This window comes from Agrobacterium sp. CNPSo 3708 (assembly GCF_028674915.1).
Lineage (GTDB): Bacteria > Pseudomonadota > Alphaproteobacteria > Rhizobiales > Rhizobiaceae > Agrobacterium > Agrobacterium cavarae.
In genome coordinates, this window is record NZ_JAQZSF010000002.1 from 107,648 (window position 1) to 122,392 (window position 14,745).

Sequence of the window (14,745 nt, forward strand, 5' to 3'; positions counted from 1 at the left end):
ACAAAAACAAGAAAATGAATAACGCCCTGCTCCAGCCGGGCGAAGGGAGATAATTGCGCCATGAGCGACAAACCGCTCTTGTCCTTGAAGAATATCAGCGTAACCTTCGGCGGCGTTAGAGCGCTCAAGAGCGTTGCTTTCGAGGTCAATCCTGGCGAGGTGCATTGTCTGGCCGGCGAAAACGGCTGCGGCAAGAGCACGCTCATCAAAGTCATCACCGGCGTCTACAAACCGGAAGCGGGCGCGGAACTGCTGTTCGACGGCAGGGCAGTCCCAGCCATGACGCCGGCGCTTGCTCAGTCTCTTGGCATTCAGGTGATCTGGCAGGATCTGGCGCTTTTCGATGAAATGACGGTCGCTGAGAATATTGGCTTCCAGCACGCCATGAAGGGCAAATTCGGGCTGGTCGATAAGACCGCAATCCGAAATGCCGCCGAACAGGCCTTGGCCCGGCTCGGGGTCGAGATCGATCTGGATCGTCCACTCAAGGAACTTCCCATTGCGCAGCGCCAGATCGTCGCCATCGCACGCGCTCTGGTCGGTGAGGCGCGTCTGGTGTTCATGGACGAGCCGACAGCCTCACTGACGCAATCTGAAACCGATTATCTGATCGACATCGTGCGCAATCTGTCAGCGTCGGGCGTGGCCGTCGTTTTCGTTTCCCATCGACTGGCCGAAGTGCTCGAAATATCGAACCGGATCACGGTGCTGCGCGACGGCTCGCTTGTCGGCGTCTATCCGGTCGATGGCATGACGCAGTCGCGCGTCACAGAACTCATGACTGGCCGCCTCTTCGATAGCGCCGTCATCGCTACCGACCATGACGATCAGCCTGTTGTACTCTCCGTTCGCGGACTGACGCGGCATGGCGAATTCGAAGATGTTTCCTTCGAACTGCGCCGGGGGGAAACGCTCGGCATTACTGGTCTGCTTGGCGCCGGCCGCACAGAACTCGCTTTGACGCTGTTTGGAATGCATCGTCCGCATGCCGGTGAAATTCGGCTCGAAGGCAAACCGGTGAAGTTCGGCTCGAACCGCGACGCCATTCGGGCAGGTATTGCCTATCTCTCCGAAGACCGTCTGTCACTCGGGCTCAACCAGCCGCAATCGATTGCCGACAATCTCATCATGGCTTCGCTCAATAAATTGCTTGTCGGCGGGCTGATTTCGCCGTCGAAAAAAGCCGCGGTCGTCAAGAACTGGATCGGCTCGCTCGGCGTCAAGATCGGCCAGCCGGAAGACCCGATCCGCACGCTGTCCGGCGGCAACCAGCAGCGTGTCGCCATTGCCAAATGGCTGGCGATCGGCCCGAAAATCCTCATACTCGATGCACCGACCGTTGGCGTCGATGTCGGCGCGCGCGCCGGTATTTTCGAGATCGTTCGCAAGCTTGCGGCTCAAGGCCTCTCCATCATCCTGATCTCCGATGAAGCACCGGAGGTCTATTTCAATTCAGACCGGATCGTTCACATGGTCGAAGGACGCTTCCACGCAACCTACGATCCACGTGCCATGTCTATGACCGAACTGGAGACTGCCATCTATGCGTAGGCTGATCCTGGGAAATACTACCGAATTCGCGCTGGTCGTCGTGACGATCCTGCTCTGCGCAGGCCTGTCGATCGGGACCGATCGCTTTTTGACCGTTTCGAACGCTTTCGACGTGCTGAATGTTTCCGCCGTCAACATCATCTTCGCAGTCGGCCTGCTGGTCGTTTTGATTTCAGGTGGCATCGACATCTCCTTCGCCGTCGCGGCGTCCGTCGTCCAATATGTGACTGTGCTTGCTCTTTCCGCGCTCGGCGGTGGCAACTGGGCAGAGGGCCTCATCATCGCCGGTGGTGTCGGTATCGGCCTTGGCGTCATCAATGCGTTTCTCGTCTGGCGGCTGAAGATCATCTCCATCGTCGCGACGATCTCCACCTTCAACATCTTCTTCGGTCTCTTGATGTTCTTCACCAAGGGGGTCTCGATCTACGATCTGCCGGAGTGGCTTTCCACCCGTGTCGTCTTCTACGAACACGAGATGAGCGACGGGTCCTGGATTGAATTGACGCTGCCGGTCGTCGTGATGATCCTCTGCTGCATCGCCACCTGGTTCATGATCTCGCGCACCACCATCGGTCGTCAGCTCTACGCATTCGGAGACAATCCGGAAGGCGCTCGACGCTTCGGCATCAACATCGGCGCGATGCATTATCTTTCGTTTGGCTGGCTCGGCCTCATGGCTGGAATTGCGGGACTGATGCAGGCGCATTATGCGCAGGAGGTTGTGCCAAACGCGCTTTATGGCCGCGAGCTCGATGTTCTCGCCGCAACCGTTCTCGGCGGTGCCCGGCTTGGCGGCGGCAAGGGGTCGGTCATCGGCTGCGTGCTTGGCGTTCTGCTTGTTTCAATAACTCAGAACGGTCTCAACCTGATGGGCGTATCGCCCTTCGCCTTCAAGATGGTCGTCGGCGCCATCATTCTCATCGCCATCACGCTCTCTTCGACCCGCTTCGATAAACTTCTGCCGTCCGCCATGAAGAGTTCAAAACAGGGAAGCGCGCGCCGATGACATCCTTCACACAAAAGTTCAACGCGACGTTCGGCGCGGACATGGCGGGACCCCTCGTTGCCTTTGTCGCAGTCATGGTCGTCTTCGGAACGCTGGCGGATAATTTTCTGTCGGCTGGGACCTTCGGTTCAGTGGCTTTCCAGCTTCCCGAACTCGGCCTTCTGACGCTCGCCATGCTGCTTCCGCTTTTGACCGGTGGGATTAACCTGTCGATCACATTCGCCGCCAACCTTTCGGGCCTTGCCGCAGCATGGGTGTTGCAGGCCCACGGCGGGGTAAACGCACCGCCGAGCGCCTTTCTTCTGGCGTGTCTTGCCGCGCTCCTCACCGGCGCAGCCGCTGGCGCGCTCACAGGTGCGGCCATTGCCTACACGCGGGCGCATCCCATCCTCGTCACCCTATCGATGATGATCTTCCTGCGCGGGCTTGGTGAATTCCTCACGCGCGGCGGCGATATTTCCGGCTTTCCTGATTACGTGTCCACAATCGGTCACGGTTCGGTTCTCGGCCTGCCCATCCCGCTCATCATTTTCATCGCTTGCGTCGGGCTATGGCATGTGTTGCTGACTAGGGCAAAGCTCGGCTTCGGGCTCTTGATGATCGGTTCCAATATCGAATCCGCCCGCTACTCAGGCCTTAATACCCGGCGTATCCTTATCCTTGTCTACACACTGTCGGGTGTAATGTGCGCGATTGCAGGTCTTATCATGCTGGCCCGCTTCAACTCCGTGCGTGTCGGACATGGTGAGTCCTACCTTCTGATCACGGTACTCGCCGCATTTCTGGGTGGCATCAATCCATTCGGCGGCTTCGGTCGTGTCTTGCCGGTCTTCGTTGCGCTGATCGTTCTCCAGCTTCTGTCCTCCGGTCTAAACCTCATGGGCGCGAACCAGCATCTTGCCACGGCGCTGTGGGGCGTGTTGATGATCGTCGTCATGGCGGCAAGGACGTTGGCGTCGAGATTCGCCACATCGCGCAGAAGGAAAGCATAAGATGCAAGGATTTGGTGTTCACGCAATGATGTGGACGAGCGTATGGGACCACGCAAGCGCCGAACGCGCCATTGCGGGAGCCGCGAACTACAATCAGGACTATATCGAAATACCGTTTTTCGACATTTCCTCGGTCGATGCAGCCCATAGCCGCGCGCTTCTCGAAAAGCATGAGCTGCGGGCAACATGTTCGCTGGTTTTGCCGGAACATGCCTGGGCCTCGGCTCGCCCTGACGCGGCAATCGATCACCTGACGGCTGCTCTCGACAAGGCTGCCGAGATCGGCGCCGAAGCACTCACCGGCGTCACCTTCGGTGGAACGACCGAACGTACGGGCTTTGCGCCAACGCAAGGCGAATATGACAATCTGACCCATGCCCTGGGTGCCGTCGCAAAACACGCAAAATCGCTCGGCCTGCAGTTTGGTATCGAAGCGGTCAATCGCTACGAAAACCATCTCCTCAATACCGCGCAACAAGTGGTTGATCTCGTCGAGCGCATCGGCATGGACAACGTCTTCGTCCATCTCGACACGTTCCACATGAACCTTGAGGAAAAGGGTTTGGCGAGCGGAATTGTCGCTGCGCGTGATCACCTGAAATACATGCACATGTCGGAAAGCGACCGCGGCACTCCCGGTTTTGGCAACATCGCCTGGGACGAACTTTTCGGTGCGCTTGCGGCCATTGATTTCGACGGACTTCTGGTTCTGGAAAGCTTCGGCGGATTGCCTGATTTCATGGCAGGCCCAACCTCGACCTGGCGAGCGGTCGCCCCCGGTGCAGAGGATGTACTGGACAAGGGAATTCCGTTCCTGCGCGACAAGGCCGCTCAATACGGCGTCTTTGCCAGCCGCTAACGGTCCGAGAAAGCCCTCTTAAAAATCATTATGCGAGCCAAAGCCTTGACTATCATTAAAGACAACGCCCGTGAAATCGCCAGCCTCGCCATGAAGCGTTTCTCCGACAATCAGCGGCAGAGGCTCATGATCGCGATTGCCGGTGCGCCCGGATCGGGCAAATCCACCATCGCCGAACGTGTCGTGGACCTTATTATCAGCGAAAGCGGTATCGCTGCAGCGCTATTTCCCATGGACGGCTATCACTACGACGACGCGGTTTTGGAGGCTATGGGTCGACGCGCCTTCAAGGGTGCGATCGATACCTTCGACGTTCATGGCCTGCGGCACATGCTGGAGCGTCTTAAGGCCAACGAAGACGACGTTATCGCCGTTCCTGTCTTCGATCGGTCCATCGAGATCGCGCGCGCCGGCGGCCGGCTCATTCCGCAATCGGTGGAAATCATCGTCTGCGAGGGCAATTATCTGCTGGCAAAGCAGTCTCCGTGGGACAGGCTGAAACCGATCTTTGATTTCACGGTCTTCGTCGACGTCGAGGAAGATGACCTTCGTGAGCGGCTACGAGCGCGTTGGCGCGGTTTCGGTCTCGATGCGGCCGAGATTGATCGCAAGGTCGAGGAAAACGATCTGCCAAACGGAATCTTCATCATGAAAACCGCCGCCGAGCCCGATCTCAGGCTGAAGAATCCAGGGAGCGAGTGAAACGCTGCCACATCCTGCTCGGCCCGAACACCACTTTTGCAATCAAGACAGACATCAAACGACAACAGCGAGAGCCTGCTATGAAACACGGAATCTATTACTCTTACTGGGAACATGAGTGGAGCGCCAAGTTCGGCCCCTATGTAGAGAAGGTCGCCAAGCTCGGCTTCGACGTGATCGAAGTTGCCGCTCATCATATCAATGACTATAGCGATGCCGAACTTGCGACCATCAAGCAAAGCGCCCGCGACAACGGCATCATTCTGACGGCTGGTATCGGTCCATCCAAGTCGAAGAACCTGTCCTCGCCCGATAAAGCTGTACGGGAGGCAGGCAAGGCGTTCTTCGAGAAGACGCTGAGTAATGTCGCCAAGCTCGATATTCACACGATCGGTGGCGCGCTGCATTCTTATTGGCCGATCGACTATTCGCAGCCGGTGGACAAGGAAGGCGACCGTGCACGTGGCGTGGAAGGTATTCACGGCATTGCGGATTTCGCCAACGATCTCGGAATCAATCTGTGTATCGAAGTCCTGAACCGCTTCGAGAACCACGTTCTCAACACGGCTGCCGAAGGCGTTGCATTCGTGAAGGATGTTGGCAAGTCCAACGTCAAAGTCATGCTCGACACGTTCCACATGAACATCGAGGAAGACAGCTTTGGCGATGCCATCCGCACTGCGGGCCCTCTTCTCGGTCATTTTCACACCGGTGAGAGCAACCGCCGTGTCCCGGGCAAGGGCAGAATGCCATGGCATGAGATTGGCGCAGCGCTACGGGAGATCAACTATGCCGGCGCAGTCGTCATGGAGCCCTTCGTCAAAACCGGCGGCACGATCGGCTCCGACATCAAGGTCTGGCGCGATCTCACCGAAGGGGCCAGTCCTGCAAAAATGGACGAGGATGCAAGGAATTCCCTCGCCTTCTCACGCTTCGTGTTGGGTTAAACTCGCATACACAAAGCCAGCTTTGCCAAGAATTCTCGACGCATCTAGGCGTGGCTCTTCTGTATGCCTAGACGGCGCACGACGCCAAGCCAGTATATGTTCATGGCTTAGTGATCGCGATGAAGCCGACCAGATGTTTTCGGCTTCATCGACTGCTCTCAATTAAATTGCGGGTCTGAATCTGCCAAATGCACAGGATGCTGTCATTTCCCGATTTTGGGGCCCTTTAGGGGAGATATCACAATCACGTCAAATCCTAACGCGATGTCTTTAATATCTACTCACACAAACCAGAGATGCCCACCGCGGCTCCGGGGCTTTGCACTCCTTCTACTTCTCAAATAGCCGACAGTTGGAAACTATACAGCTGGACCGCGCTTATCCTTTCAAAAGCCACTGCGTTTCAACGCGATGCGACGGGTCCAACGGTGGCATCACCAAGAAGGCCGTGGCGCGATGTCTTCGATGGCTCGAAGCCAACGGGTTCATGACGCGCTCTGTTGTGAGCACGGCACCGTTGCGGTCGTTTACAAAAAACCTTAGACGCGCGTTTGCTACCACCGCATCTAAGGCCAATCCTAAACGGGGCAACGAGCATTCCGTTAGGTCTCAGCCCGAAACGAAGCTTTTGGGGCGAGAGCAGAGTTGTCCCGATTGTCTTCGCGTAGAATCATTGAGCAGAAGCTCTTGAGCGAAGGAGAAAGGATTTTGATCAAATTATAAAATTTTACTCAGGGGACCGCATCGTAATCTGAAAGAAAGTCCGAGACCGTCTTTAGGCAAAGCTCCTTTTCCTCGACATGCGGCATGTGGCTGGACTCCTCGAAGAGCACCCAGCGGATGTCCGCAACGCGCTCGCGATAGGGACGCACGACTTCCGGTGTGGCTTCATCATAGGCACCGGAAATCAAAAGTGTCGGGGCCTTGATCCGCTCAAGCCGGTCCTCGATCGTCCAGTCTTTCATCGTGCCTATCACGTGGAACTCGGTCGGGCCATTCATGTTGCGGTAGACGGTGTTGTCCTCCTCCATGGCAGCGAACGTACGCGCAACGTCTTCGGGCCAGGGTGTCACCCGGCAGACATGGTGGTCATAGAAAACGCGAGAGGCGGCAACGTAGTCTGGATGCGTCAGCGTGCCGGCCTCCTCATGGGCAAGCAGAATTTCCTGTACGTCGACCGGAAGATCGCGGCGCAGACGATTGGCTTCCGCGACCCAGGTATGCATGTTGGCCGGCGAGTTGGCGATGACCAGCGCCTTTAATCCCTGGGGCTGGCCCACCGCATGTTCCGCGCCAAGCATGCCGCCCCAGGACTGACCGAGGAAAGCGTATCGATCCGCGATGCCAAGATGGGCCAGTAACGCATCCAGCTCTTCGAGAAAGAGAGACACTGTCCAGAAATCAGCACCCTTTTCCGGCAGACGGGTCGATTTGCCATTGCCGAGCTGGTCGTAGTGGATCACAGCGCGCCCGTCGAGCGCCGCAATGTCTTTGAAACTATCAACGTAGTCGTGCGTGCAGCCGGGACCGCCATGCGCGACGACCAACGGCAGCCTGGCTGCTTTCAGGTCACCGGTAACGCGATACCAGGTCCGATAGTCGCGGAATGAAAGATAGCCTTCACGAGTTTGAACGGATGTCAGTTTAGCGCTCCCTAGATGCGATGATCATGGAGCAGTACGATAGGCGAATGACGCCCGGGGCGGCAGCTATCACAACTGATAGGGTTGGGGTGACCTACAGCATCGGCCCAAAATCGTAATCGATTTTCGGATTAGCACGATGCGTCGATTCAAAGAGCTAGAGCGCTGTGCATCCAAACCGACGCACAGCGCTCTATGCGCGCGGTTGGTCGAACATGCGAAGATGCGCCGCGCGAGCGACCGCCTGCGTGCGGTTCCGCGCGCCGAGCTTGCGGGTTGCGGCATTGAGATGCATGACCACAGTCGGCACGGCCCTGTCGATCAGGCGGGATATCTCCTTGGCCGAATACCCTTCCGCCGAATAGCGCAGGCATTCGCGCTCGCGCGCGGTCAGGCGCGGCAGGCTGGACAAAGCCCGTTCCCTGCCGATGCTTAGCGCCGCGGTGCGCTGAAAGAGATGTGCCACCAGATTGAAATCGCCCATACAAAGCTGTATGTCGCGCTCCAGCCGCACCGGGTCGCCTGCACGAATGCCGGTTACGGTGGCGTAATCGCCGCCCGGCAGATGGATCGGCACAGTCACTCCCGCCGTCAGTCCTCGTTCCCAGAGAAATTCAGCGACGGGCACGGTTTCTTCGTTCATGAAAGCGTGAATAAGCGTCTTCGCCTTTGGGTCATAGTTCCAAAAGAATGGCCCTGTCGTGCTAAGCGCCACATGCTGCACGGGGTCGTGACGGAAGTAGCCGCGTTGGCACCAATAATCACGCATCGTCTCGTCGACGTTGCGCAGTTCCAGCACAGTCGGGATTATCAGTTGGCCGCTAAGATCATAGCGACCGGGCGTATAATCGTAGATCAGCGTATCGAAGCCATAGTTCTGCATGGCTAGGAAAAGTTGATCGATCTGATCGTCTAGGCTCGTTGCCGCAGCAAACCGCCCTTCGACATCTTTAACGTCCATGCCGACCTCTCGTGGCTCCACGCCGAATTTTAAACCTGCCATTTGGACATCTTCACCCTATCACTTCTGATAGCTAGTGTAGAGCCCGAATTGCTCTAGAAATAATCCTGCATAAATGTTGTGCAGACGCGAGAAAAATCATGTGGCGCAAGATCGAACCGGACGAGAGACACGAGCTGACGATCCAGGGTTATCGCGTCGTAGCCTATGTCTTCGGCGGCGGTCCAGAAACCGTGCTTTGCTTGAACGGTGGACCGGGTCTACCTTGCGACTATCTGCGTGAGGCGCATTCCTGTCTGATCGACAGCGGCTTCCGCGTGGTCGCCTTCGACCAGCTCGGCACTGGCGCATCCGAGCGTCCAGAAGACAAAGGCCTCTGGACCATTGAACGCTACGTTGAGGAGACGGAAGCAGTGCGCCAGACGCTGGGGCTCGGGCGGGTCCACCTGCTCGGCCATTCCTGGGGCGGATGGCTTGCCATCGACTACACGCTGACCTTTCCGGACGCCGTCAAGAGCTTGATCCTGGCCGATACCGTTGCCGACATGCCGCATCTTGCCAGCGAATTGGAACGTTTGCGTGCTGCGCTCGGATCTGAGACCGTTGCGATGATGCAGGCGCATGAGGCAGCAGGGTCCTATGATCACCCGGAATATCTCGCGGCCATTACCCTTTTGAACTATCGCCATGTATGCCGCCTGTCCGAATGGCCAGCCCCTGTCAACCAGTCGCTGCAAGACTGGAATATGGAACCCTACATGGCCATGCAGGGGCCGAACGAATTCCTCTATATCGGCAATATGAAGGACTGGAACCGCATTCCGGACTTACCGAAGATCAAAGCGCCGGTGCTGATCGTCGTCGGCGAGCATGATGAGCTCACGCCGGCATGCGCGCTGCGTATGAAGAACGCCCTGCCCGACGGCGCTCGGATCAATGTCGTGCGCAATGCCAGCCATATGCCCTTCTACGAAAATCCGGAGGGTTACTACCCGCCGCTGCTCTCCTTCCTGGAGGATGTAAAAAGCTGATGCTACACCGCTATCGCTTCATTCTAGCAAGACCCTTGCAGTTCCTGCCGGTGATCTTCGGTGTTTCCATCATCACCTTCGTCCTGGTCCGGTTGATCCCTGGCGATCCGGCACGCGTTTTGCTCGGCACCAAGGCGACGCCGGAAGCCATAGCCAATATCCGCTCGCAATTCGGCCTCGATCAACCGATCTGGCAGCAATATTTCTACTTCATCAAAAACCTGATGCATGGAGAGATGGGCCGCTCGATCACCTTCAAGATCGATGTGCTGCAACTCATCGCCAATCGCATCGAGCCGACGCTTGCGCTTGTGTTCTCTTCGGTGCTCCTGTCTGTCCTGATTGCCGTGCCACTGGCAGCTGTCGCTGCGCGTAACGAAGGCCAGCTTGTCGACCACACGGTGCGCGTCGTATCCACTTTCGGGATCGGCCTTCCATCCTTCTGGCTGGCGCTGATGCTGATCCTGCTGTTTTCGGTGAGCATTCCGCTTCTGCCCGTTTCAGGCTACGGCAATACACTGTCAGACAAGCTCACACATCTTGTGCTGCCATCGCTGACTATCGCTTTATCGCTGTCCACAGTGCTGATGCGCTCGCTGCGCGCATCGATGATTGACTGGCTAAAATCTGATGTCGCAACCGCGGCCCGAGCCCGGGGCATGCCCGAGCATGTCGTTTTTTGGCGCCATGTCGTGCCGAATGCCGTGGTTCCGACGATCAATCTTCTGGCCGTCAATATCGGCTGGCTGATCGGCGGAACGGTCGTCGTCGAAAGCGTCTTCGCTTTGCCAGGCATGGGCCAGTTACTGGTGCGGGCTATATTCTCGCGCGATTACATGGTTGTCCAGGGCGTGGCGATGGTGTTCGCCTGTGCCACCGTCCTCGTCAACTTCCTGGCTGACATCGCCACCGTCGCTGCAGACCCGCGGGTGAAGCTATGAGCGGGGGCACGCTCACGGCCCGCAACGACACGCTCTACGCCGGGCTCGCCATCCTAGGCCTGTTCGTGCTGATGGCACTCTTTGCGCCGCTTGTCGCGCCCTACGATCCGATCTTTCAAGATGCTGGGGCACGGCTCATGGCCCCCGGCCTTGCTCACCCCTTCGGCACTGACAATTTTGGCCGCGATATCCTTTCGCGCGTCATCCATTCGGCACGTGTCGATCTCCAGATGGCGTTGATCGGGGTCGCCTTCCCTTTTGTCATCGGCACGGTCATCGGCGCTGTTTCCGGTTTCCTTGGCGGATTGGTCGATGCAGTCCTGATGCGGCTGATCGACGTGATCCTCGCCTTTCCTTTCCTGGTGCTTATGCTGTCCATCATCGCCATTCTCGGACCGGGCCTCGGCAGCTTCTATATCGCTATGGCGCTGGTCGGCTGGGTGTCATATGCGCGCCTCATCCGCGCGCAGATCCTTGTGCTCAAAAATAGCGATTACGCCATGGCTGCGGAGAGCCTTGGCTTCTCGCGCCCACGCATCCTTTTCCGCCACCTCCTACCTAATGCGATTGCGGGATCGATTGTCTTTTCCATGTCCGATGTGGTGCTGGTTCTGCTGTCTGGCGCAGCGATCAGCTATCTTGGCCTGGGCGTTCAGCCACCTACGGCCGAATGGGGGGTGATGGTTGCGGAAGGCCAGAGCTTCGTGACGCAGGCCTGGTGGATAACGCTCTTCCCTGGACTTTCCATCGTCGTACTGGCTTTCGGCTTCTCCCTCATCGGCGATGGGCTGGCCAGGCAACTGGGAGTGAACGGATGACCACACACGTGCTCACCCAACCCCCTCTCCTCTCCGTTTGTGACCTTTCGGTTGCGGTCGAGACGACCGAGGGAACACGCTCCCTTCTCGACCGGGTTTCCATCGATATCGCGCGTGGAGAGGTTCTAGGGCTCGTCGGGGAAAGTGGTTCGGGCAAGAGCCTGCTCTGTCGCACGCTTGTAGGTTTGATGCCATCGCGCACTATTCACCGCACCGGCGGCTCGATCCTGTTCGACGGACAGGAGCTCGCCGGCACAGACGAGAAGACGCTGCAAGCAGTCCGTGGCGCCCGGATCGGTATGATTTTCCAAAACCCGGCAAGCCATCTCGATCCGGTCATGCGCATCGGCGACCAGATACTTGAAGGCATAGTCTATCATCAACATCTTTCGCGTGAGGCGGCGAAGTCGCTGGCACTCGACATCATGGGCCAGGTTGGCTTTACCGATCCGCCCCGCCAGTTTGGCAGCTATGCGCACGAGTTCTCGGGCGGGATGCGGCAAAGGGCGATGATTGCGATTGCGCTTGCCTGCAACCCGGATATCCTGATCGCCGATGAGCCGACGACGGCACTTGACGTTACAATCCAGGCGCAGATCCTTCATCTTCTGCTGGACCTGCGCGATAAGCGTGGGCTCTCCATCATTCTTGTCACGCACGATCTCGGTGTCGTCGCCCAGACGTGCGACCGTGTCGCTGTGATGCGAAACGGTCGTATTGTCGAGACCGGCGAGAAGCGGCAAATCCTGAAGACACCGCAAGCCGAATACACCAAGATGCTGATATCCAGCCATCCGTCCATGCTGGTTGAAGCGGCCAAGGCTATGGATGACGTCGCACGACATGCAGACATTCGACCGCTGATCGAAATCGACGATCTTTCCGTGTGTTTTCCTGCCGGTAGCGGGCTGTTTTCGAAGCGCAAGCACTTCAGTGCCGTAGATGGCATATCGCTCCAAATCTGGCCGGGGGATACTGTCGGCATCGTCGGAGAAAGCGGATCAGGCAAGTCGACGCTGGCTCGGGCTATGCTCGGACTGACGCCTGCCTCGTCCGGCCATGTCAGCTTCGCCGGCGCAAGCCTCCGCCTCCATCGTACAGAGGCATTGCGCGCGCTTAGAACCCAGGCTGCGATGGTTTTCCAGGACCCTTACAATTCCCTCAATCCACGCATGACGATCGGTGAGACGCTTTCCGAAGTCTTTAAAGTCCAGAAGAAGATCCCCCCCGCCCAGATACCGGAGAGGATAAATGAACTTCTCGATCTCGTGGAACTAGACCGCAGCTTCGCGCAACGCAAGCCGCGCACGATGAGTGGTGGGCAGTGCCAGCGTGCCGGCATCGCTCGCGCACTCGCCATTGATCCGCGCGTCATCGTCGCCGACGAATGTATCGCCGCTCTAGACGTCACGATACAGGCCCAGATCGTCGCCCTTTTCCGCAAGCTGGTTGCGACGATGGATCTGACACTGGTGTTTATCGCACATGATCTGCCGGTCGTCCGCTCGCTCTGCCAGCGGGTCGTCGTCATGCACCGAGGCCGCATCGTAGAGGAAGGTTTGTCTGAAGATGTCTTCGCCAGACCATCCGGAGCCTATACGGCCGGTCTCATAGAGGCCATTCCCGATATCGACCCGGACAAGCCGCTGTCGAGACACTCCAAAATATAATAACCACCAGAGGATCGTTCACATGCAGTTTAAGATGACAAAAGCCAAAATCGCCGCCTTCGCCGCCATCCTCTCCTTGTCGGCCTCCTACGCAGAGGCCGCGGGTGTCCTGACCATCGGTCGCAATGAGGACTCCACCACTTTCGACCCGATCAAGTCGGCACAAAACGTCGATAACTGGGTCTTTTCCAACGTCTTTGACGTGCTCGTACGTGTCGATGCCTCGGGGACCAAACTGCTGCCCGGCCTTGCCGAAAGCTGGACTGTTTCCGACGATGGTCTGACCTACACGTTTAAACTGCGTGACGCGAAATTCTCCGATGGCAGCCCAGTTACGGCCGACGACGCTGCTTTCTCGCTGACACGCATCCGTGACGACAAGGGCTCGCTTTGGGCTGACAGTTTTAAGATCATTGATACCGCCACGGCTGCAGACAACAAGACACTGGTCGTCAAGCTGAAAAGCAAGTCGGTACCCTTTATCACCATGATGGCGCTGCCAAATGCTTCCGTCCTGCCGAAGAAGATCGTGGAAGCCAATCCCGACGCCTTTGCCGAAAAGCCAGTCGGCTCCGGTGCCTTCGCGGTTGAAGACTGGAAGCGAGGCGATCGCATCATCTTGAAGAAAAACCCGAACTATTGGGATGCAGGCCATGTCAGCCTCGACGGCGTCGAATGGATCGTTATTCCCGACGACAATACGCGCATGCTGAACGTCCAAACCGGTCAGATAGACGTGGCGATCACCGTTCCCTTCTCCCGCGTTGCGGAGATGAAGAAGAATCCGGACCTGACCGTGCGCATGGATCCGTCCACGCGTGAAGATCATCTGCTGATCAACCACGAGCACGGCGCACTTGCCAAGAAGGAAGTGCGCGAAGCGCTTGATCTTGCAATCGACAAGAAGGCGATTGTTGAAGCCGCCACGTTCGGCCTCGGCGAAGTCGCCAACTCCTATATTCCGAAGGGTGCGCTTTATCACTATGCCGACAATCTCCAGCGCCCGTATGATCCGGAAAAGGCCAAGCAGATGCTGAAAGCGGCAGGTGCCGAAGGCTTGACGCTGAACTACATTGTCAACGCCGGTAAGGAGACCGACGAGCAGATAGCGGTCCTCCTTCAACAGCAACTCGCCAAAGCGGGTGTGACGGCCAATCTGCAGAAGGTCGACTCCAGCCAGAGCTGGGATATGTTGATCGCGGGCGATTACGACATTTCAGTCATGTACTGGACAAATGACATTCTCGACCCTGACCAGAAGACGACCTTCGTACTCGGCCACGACACGAACATGAACTACATGACGCGCTACAAGAACGACAAAGTTAAGGATCTGGTCGCCGCCGCGCGTCTCGAAACGGACCCTGCCAAGCGCGAGGCCATGTATGTCGAGCTACAGAAGATGGCCAAGGCAGACGTGAACTGGATCGACCTCTATTACAGCCCCTATATCAACGTGATGCGCAAGAACGTTTCCAACTTCTACCAGAACCCACTCGGCCGCTTCTTCCTCGAAGACACAGTGAAGAACTGAGCAGATCACAGGTTTGTCCGCGGAGACTTACTTCTCCGCGGACGACAAATTATGTCCAAGACAATTAGGGCATCAGTATCTGCTCCGAAA

General features: G+C 57.5%; 13 protein-coding genes. 11 read left to right on the forward strand and 2 right to left on the reverse strand.

Annotated elements, in window-relative coordinates:
- The first annotated feature begins 60 nt into the window (after positions 1 to 60).
- From PVA19_RS03520 to PVA19_RS03545, 6 genes are all read left to right on the forward strand, one after another.
- Positions 61 to 1,551, forward strand: a complete 1,491-nt coding sequence (locus PVA19_RS03520; protein ID WP_274101191.1) for a sugar ABC transporter ATP-binding protein — start codon at positions 61 to 63, stop codon at positions 1,549 to 1,551.
- Positions 1,544 to 2,557: an ABC transporter permease gene (locus PVA19_RS03525; protein ID WP_274101192.1), complete on the forward strand. Its 1,014-nt coding sequence runs from the start codon at positions 1,544 to 1,546 to the stop codon at positions 2,555 to 2,557. The genes PVA19_RS03520 and PVA19_RS03525 overlap by 8 nt, the downstream gene beginning before the upstream one ends.
- A complete protein-coding gene (locus tag PVA19_RS03530; RefSeq protein WP_274101193.1) occupies positions 2,554 to 3,549 on the forward strand; it encodes an ABC transporter permease in 996 nt (331 codons plus the stop codon). The genes PVA19_RS03525 and PVA19_RS03530 overlap by 4 nt, the downstream gene beginning before the upstream one ends.
- Position 3,550: 1 nt before the next feature.
- Positions 3,551 to 4,408, forward strand: coding sequence for a sugar phosphate isomerase/epimerase family protein (locus tag PVA19_RS03535; RefSeq protein WP_274101194.1), 858 nt, complete (start codon positions 3,551 to 3,553; stop codon positions 4,406 to 4,408).
- 45 nt (positions 4,409 to 4,453) lie between these two features.
- Positions 4,454 to 5,110, forward strand: coding sequence for a nucleoside triphosphate hydrolase (locus PVA19_RS03540; RefSeq protein WP_274101195.1), 657 nt, complete (start codon positions 4,454 to 4,456; stop codon positions 5,108 to 5,110).
- 80 nt (positions 5,111 to 5,190) lie between these two features.
- Positions 5,191 to 6,057, forward strand: a complete 867-nt coding sequence (locus tag PVA19_RS03545) for a D-psicose 3-epimerase (RefSeq protein WP_274101196.1) — start codon at positions 5,191 to 5,193, stop codon at positions 6,055 to 6,057.
- A 731-nt stretch (positions 6,058 to 6,788) separates the two neighbouring features.
- On the opposite strand, the gene PVA19_RS03550 is transcribed toward PVA19_RS03545, so the two are convergent.
- On the reverse strand, positions 6,789 to 7,700 hold the full coding sequence (locus PVA19_RS03550) for a proline iminopeptidase-family hydrolase (RefSeq protein ID WP_274101827.1): 912 nt from the start codon (positions 7,698 to 7,700) through the stop codon (positions 6,789 to 6,791).
- Between the two features lie 193 nt (positions 7,701 to 7,893).
- Entirely contained in the window at positions 7,894 to 8,703 is an 810-nt protein-coding gene (locus PVA19_RS03555; protein ID WP_443111618.1) for a LuxR family transcriptional regulator, read from the reverse strand.
- A 98-nt stretch (positions 8,704 to 8,801) separates the two neighbouring features.
- On the opposite strand from PVA19_RS03555, the gene PVA19_RS03560 reads away from it, so the two are divergent.
- From PVA19_RS03560 to PVA19_RS03580, 5 genes are read left to right on the forward strand one after another with little or no spacing between them, the layout of a single operon-like run.
- Positions 8,802 to 9,692 (forward strand): proline iminopeptidase-family hydrolase, encoded by an 891-nt coding sequence (locus PVA19_RS03560; RefSeq protein WP_274101197.1) that lies wholly within the window; start codon positions 8,802 to 8,804, stop codon positions 9,690 to 9,692.
- Positions 9,692 to 10,633: an ABC transporter permease gene (locus tag PVA19_RS03565; protein ID WP_274101198.1), complete on the forward strand. Its 942-nt coding sequence runs from the start codon at positions 9,692 to 9,694 to the stop codon at positions 10,631 to 10,633. Before PVA19_RS03560 ends, PVA19_RS03565 begins: the two co-directional genes overlap by 1 nt.
- On the forward strand, positions 10,630 to 11,451 hold the full coding sequence (locus PVA19_RS03570; protein WP_274101199.1) for an ABC transporter permease: 822 nt from the start codon (positions 10,630 to 10,632) through the stop codon (positions 11,449 to 11,451). Before PVA19_RS03565 ends, PVA19_RS03570 begins: the two co-directional genes overlap by 4 nt.
- Complete coding sequence (locus PVA19_RS03575) at positions 11,448 to 13,121, forward strand: dipeptide ABC transporter ATP-binding protein (RefSeq protein WP_274101200.1); 1,674 nt, start codon at positions 11,448 to 11,450, stop codon at positions 13,119 to 13,121. Before PVA19_RS03570 ends, PVA19_RS03575 begins: the two co-directional genes overlap by 4 nt.
- A gap of 34 nt (positions 13,122 to 13,155) precedes the next feature.
- Entirely contained in the window at positions 13,156 to 14,655 is a 1,500-nt protein-coding gene (locus PVA19_RS03580) for an ABC transporter substrate-binding protein (RefSeq protein ID WP_274101201.1), read from the forward strand.
- The last annotated feature ends 90 nt before the right edge of the window (positions 14,656 to 14,745 follow it).

Excerpts from the sequence above, each read along its gene's own strand:
- PVA19_RS03520 (WP_274101191.1), top strand. The coding sequence starts at position 61 with ATGAGCGACAAACCGCTCTTGTCCTTGAAGAATATCAGCGTAACCTTC.
- PVA19_RS03525 (WP_274101192.1), top strand. The coding sequence starts at position 1,544 with ATGCGTAGGCTGATCCTGGGAAATACTACCGAATTCGCGCTGGTCGTC.
- PVA19_RS03530 (WP_274101193.1), top strand. The coding sequence starts at position 2,554 with ATGACATCCTTCACACAAAAGTTCAACGCGACGTTCGGCGCGGACATG.
- PVA19_RS03535 (WP_274101194.1), top strand. The coding sequence starts at position 3,551 with ATGCAAGGATTTGGTGTTCACGCAATGATGTGGACGAGCGTATGGGAC.
- PVA19_RS03545 (WP_274101196.1), top strand. The coding sequence starts at position 5,191 with ATGAAACACGGAATCTATTACTCTTACTGGGAACATGAGTGGAGCGCC.
- PVA19_RS03555 (WP_443111618.1), bottom strand. The coding sequence starts at position 8,703 with ATGGCAGGTTTAAAATTCGGCGTGGAGCCACGAGAGGTCGGCATGGAC.
- PVA19_RS03560 (WP_274101197.1), top strand. The coding sequence starts at position 8,802 with ATGTGGCGCAAGATCGAACCGGACGAGAGACACGAGCTGACGATCCAG.
- PVA19_RS03565 (WP_274101198.1), top strand. The coding sequence starts at position 9,692 with ATGCTACACCGCTATCGCTTCATTCTAGCAAGACCCTTGCAGTTCCTG.
- PVA19_RS03570 (WP_274101199.1), top strand. The coding sequence starts at position 10,630 with ATGAGCGGGGGCACGCTCACGGCCCGCAACGACACGCTCTACGCCGGG.
- PVA19_RS03575 (WP_274101200.1), top strand. The coding sequence starts at position 11,448 with ATGACCACACACGTGCTCACCCAACCCCCTCTCCTCTCCGTTTGTGAC.
- PVA19_RS03580 (WP_274101201.1), top strand. The coding sequence starts at position 13,156 with ATGACAAAAGCCAAAATCGCCGCCTTCGCCGCCATCCTCTCCTTGTCG.